Source organism: Streptomyces xanthophaeus, assembly GCF_000725805.1.
Classification (GTDB): domain Bacteria; phylum Actinomycetota; class Actinomycetes; order Streptomycetales; family Streptomycetaceae; genus Streptomyces; species Streptomyces xanthophaeus.
This window is the reverse complement of sequence record NZ_KL647133.1, coordinates 435,282-439,740: the sequence shown is the minus strand read 5'-3', so window position 1 is coordinate 439,740 and position 4,459 is coordinate 435,282. Positions and strand designations below refer to the sequence as shown.

The 4,459-nt window shown below is 70.1% G+C and carries 1 protein-coding gene and 1 pseudogene; both read right to left on the bottom strand.

Translation table 11 applies throughout. The features are described from left to right. Positions 1-2,804: pseudogene (locus IO30_RS44100) on the bottom strand (type I polyketide synthase); the annotation flags it as partial. Further along, on the bottom strand, positions 2,801-4,459 hold a 1,659-nt coding region (locus tag IO30_RS46205; protein ID WP_037896026.1), incomplete at its 5' end, for an SDR family NAD(P)-dependent oxidoreductase. The gene IO30_RS46205 and the pseudogene IO30_RS44100, both read right to left, overlap by 4 nt.

The following is a 4,459-nucleotide window of genomic DNA, read 5'->3' as shown; positions in this document are numbered from 1 at the left end:
ACCGGTGAACACCCACTCGTCCCGGTCCCCGACCGGAACCGCCGCGCTCAGGATCGGGTGATCCATCCGGCCGAGCCCGGCCGCGGCCGGATCGCCGGAACCGACGCACTGGTCGAGCCAGTACCGCTCGCGCTGGAAGGCGTACGTCGGCAGCTCGACGCGCTGCGCGCCGGAGCCCGCGTAGAACGCAGCCCAGTCCACCGGCAGCCCGGCGACATGCGCGTGGCCCAGAAAACCGGCGAACGCCTCCGCCTCCGGGGTACGGCCACGCAGCACCGGGACGAACACCGAACCTTCGGTGTCGAGGGTCTGCTGGGCCATCGCGGTGAGGACGGCGTCCGGGCCGACCTCGACGAACCGGGTCACACCCTCATCGGCCAGCGTCCGGGCACCGTCCGCGAAGCGGACCGCCTCTCGTACGTGGGAGACCCAGTAGGCAGGGTCGGTCAGCTCGGCGGACACCAGACCACCGGTCAGGTTCGACACCACCGCCACCTGCGGCTCGTGAAACGTCAGCCCCTCGGCGATCGCACGGAACTCGTCGAGCATCGGCTCCATCAGCGGCGAGTGGAAAGCATGGCTGACCCGCAGACGCGAGGTCTTGCGCCCCAACTCGACCCAGGCGGGCAGCCATTCCTCGAGCGCCTCCACAGCACCCGAGACGACCACGGCCAGCGGACCGTTCACCGCAGCGACCGACAGACGCCCCTCGAACCCGGCCAGCGACTCCGCGACCTCAACCTCGGTCGCCTGAACAGCGACCATCCCGCCACCTGCAGGCAGCGCACCCATCAAGCGGCCACGCGCGGCCACCAGCCGGCACGCATCCTCCAGCGACAGAACCCCCGCCACATGAGCGCAGGCCAGTTCACCGACCGAATGCCCGACCAGGACATCCGCCCGGATGCCCAGCGATTCCAGCAGACGGAACAGCGCCACCTCAACCGCGAACAGCGCAGGCTGCGTGAACTCCGTCCGGTCCAGAAGCCCAGCCTCCGGCGAACCCTCCGCCGCGAACAACAGCTCCTTCAACGACCGGCCCAACAGCCCATCCAGGTAGCCGCAGACCTCATCCAACGCCTCGGCGAACACCGGATAGGCCTGAGCCAGACCCGCACCCATCCCCGCACGCTGCGCGCCCTGACCCGTGAAGAGGAACCCGGTCTTCCCTGACACCAGCCCGGCACGGTCCTGCTCCTCGGCCAGCGCACCCAGGCCCGCCAGCAGACCTTCACGATCAGATGCCACCACCGAGGCGCGCTGGTCGAACTGCGCCCGCGACGTGACCGCGGAGAACGCCACGTCCACCACGTCGAGCTCCGGACGCTCCAGCAGATGCGACCGCAGCCGCCCCGCCTGCGCAGCCAACGCCTCCGCACTCTTACCCGACACCACCACCGGCACCACCGGCGGACGGTGGGTGGACGGCACCGAGGCGGCGACCGGCTCCTCGGCCGGCGCCTCCTCCAGGATGAGGTGGGCGTTCGTCCCGCTCACACCGAACGACGACACACCCGCACGACGCGGCCGATCAGCCGACGCGGGCCACTGCGTGGCCTGCGTCAGGAGCTCGACCTCGCCCGCCGTCCAGTCGATGTGCGGCGAAGGCTCGTCCACGTTCAGCGTCTGCGGCAGCACACCGTGCTGCATCGCCTTCACCATCTTGATCACACCAGCCACACCAGCCGCAGCCGACGTATGACCGATGTTCGACTTGATCGAACCCAGCCACCCAGACGCGTACCCGTCCCGTGACCCTCCACAGCGTCCACATCGGCAGGCGACAGCCCCGCACTCGCCAGGGCCTGACGGATGACACGCTCCTGCGAAGGCCCGTTCGGAGCCGTCAGACCGTTGCTCGCACCGTCCTGGTTGATCGCACTGCCCCGGATCACAGCCAGCACCTTGTGCCCGTTGCGCCGCGCCTCCGACAACCGCTCCAGCGCGATCAGGCCGACGCCGTCGGAGAAGCCCGTGCCGTCCGCGGCGCCCGCGTACGACTTGCAACGGCCGTCCTCCGCCAGACCCCGCTGACGGCTGAACTCCTGCAACAGGAACGGCCCCGCCATCACCGTCACACCACCGACCAGGGCCAGCGAGCACTCACCCGAACGCAGCGCCTGCGACGCCAGATGCATCGCCACCAGCGACGAGGAACACGCCGTGTCCACCGTCACCGCAGGGCCCTCGAAACCGAGGCTGTACGCGATCCGGCCCGACACCACACTCGTCGTCGTCCCCGTCAGACGGAAACCCTCCAGCTCCGGCGGCATCGTCAGGCTGTAGTCCATCGGCACCACACCGGCGAAGACGCCGGTGTCGCTGCCGCGCAGCGACGTCGGGTCGATCCCCGCGTCCTCCAGCGCCGCCCATGCCGCTTCCAGCAGCAGCCGCTGGTGCGGGTCCATCGCCAGTGCCTCGCGGGGGCTGATCCCGAAGAACCCCGCGTCGAAGGCACCGGGTTCGTCGAGGAAGCCGCCGCCCCGCGTGTACACGGTCCCGGCCTGGTCAGGGTCGGTGTCGTAGAGGCGTTCCAGGTCCCAGCCGCGGTCGGTCGGCAGGCCCGAGATCGCGTCCCGGCCCTGCGCCACCAACTGCCACAGCTCCTCCGGCGACGTCACCCCACCCGGATACCGGCACGCCATGCCCACGATCGCCAACGGCTCGACGTCGCGCTGTTCCAGGTCCCGGATCCGCCGATTGGCCGTGCGCAGCTCGCCCGTCACCTTCCGTAGGTAGAGGCGCAGCTTCTGCTCGTCCACCGTCGAGCCGCTCCGTGTTTCTTCCCCCGCGGCCTGGTTCATGCCATTCCGATCTCTTTGTCGATCAAGTCGAAAATCTCGTCGTCGGACACTTCGTCGAAGTCGTCGACACCCTCGATGAGCGCGTCGTCCAGGTCGCCGTCCATGCCGCTCAGGAGTGACCGCAGGCGGTTGCCGAGGGAGCGAAGGCGCAGCTCGTAGGCGACCAGTTCCTTCCCGTCCCCTGATGCCAGCAACGACTCCATCTGCTTGAGCGCCTCGTCCAACGGGGATGGTTTGTCTGCCTGTTGTCCGCCCACGCGCTCTTCGAGAAGCCGGGCGACGGCCACCGGAGTCGGGTGGTCGAAGACCAGCGTGGTCGGCAGCCGCAGGCCGGTGGCTTTGGTGAGGCGGTTGCGCAGCTCGACGGCGGCCAGTGAGTCCAGTCCGATCTCCTTGAAGGAGTGGTCGGCGTCGATCACGGACGCTGACGCGTGGCCGAGTACTGCTGCCACGTGCGTCCGCACGAGTTCCTGGACGGCCCGCGTCCGATCGCCTTCGGGAATCCCCGCGAGCTGTTCGGCCAGCGAGCCGCCGGCCGATTCGGTGCGCCGGGCGGGTTCGCGGACGAGTCCGCGCATCAGGCCGGGCAGCGTGCCGGACTGCGCCTGGGTGTACAGGACTCCGGAGTTCAGCCGCACCGGCACCGGTACGGCCGTGTCGAGCAGTTGGGCGGAGTCGTACAACGACAGGCCGAGTTCGTTGGACAGGGGCTCGATGCCCATCCGGGACCAGCGCGTCATGCTTCCTTCGTCGAGCGTCCCGGCCATGCTGCGGGCTTCTGCCCACAGGCCCCATGCCAGGGAGAGGGCCGGCAGGCCCGCATCCCGGCGGTGTGCGGCCAAGGCGTCCAGGGTGGAGTTGGCGGCCGCGTAGTTCGCCTGGCCGGGGCTACCGATCAGGGCAGCGACCGAGGAGAAGAGGACGAACGCCGACAGGTCCATGTCCGCCGTCAGCTCGTGCAGGTGCAGGGCCGCGTCGATCTTCGGCCGCATCACCCGCTCCACCTGTGCCGGGGTCAGGGACTCGATCACCCCGTCGTCCAGGACGCCCGCCGTGTGGATGACCGCGGTGAGCGGCTGCTCCAGCGAGCCGATCAGTTGCGCGAGCCCGGCGCGATCGGCGACGTCACACGCCGCCACCCGCACCTGCGCGCCCAAGGCCTCCAGTGCGGCCTGCAGTTCCGGTACGCCGTCGGCGGCGGGACCGCGCCGGCTGACGAGGAGCAGGTGCCTGGCTCCGTACTGCCGGACGAGGTGTTCGGCGAACACCGCGCCCAGGCCACCCGTACCGCCGGTGATGAGGACCGTGCCGTCCGGGTCCAGCGGAGCCGGGACCGTGAGGACGACCTTGCCGGTGTTGCGGCCTTCGCGCAGGAAGCGGAACGCGTCCGCGCCGCGGCGTACGTCCCACGTCCGGATCGGCGCGTGCTCCAGCACCCCCTTGTCGAACAGGGACACGACCTCGGACAGCATCTCCTGGATCCGGTCCGGGCCCGCCTCGAACAGGTCGTACGACCGGTAGCGGACACCGGGGTGGTCGTGGGCGACCCGGCCCGCGTCGCGGAGGTCGGCCTTGCCCATCTCGATGAACCGTCCGCCGCGCGGCAGCAGGTCCAGCGAGGCGTCGATGAACCCGCCCGCCAGGGCGTTGAGCAC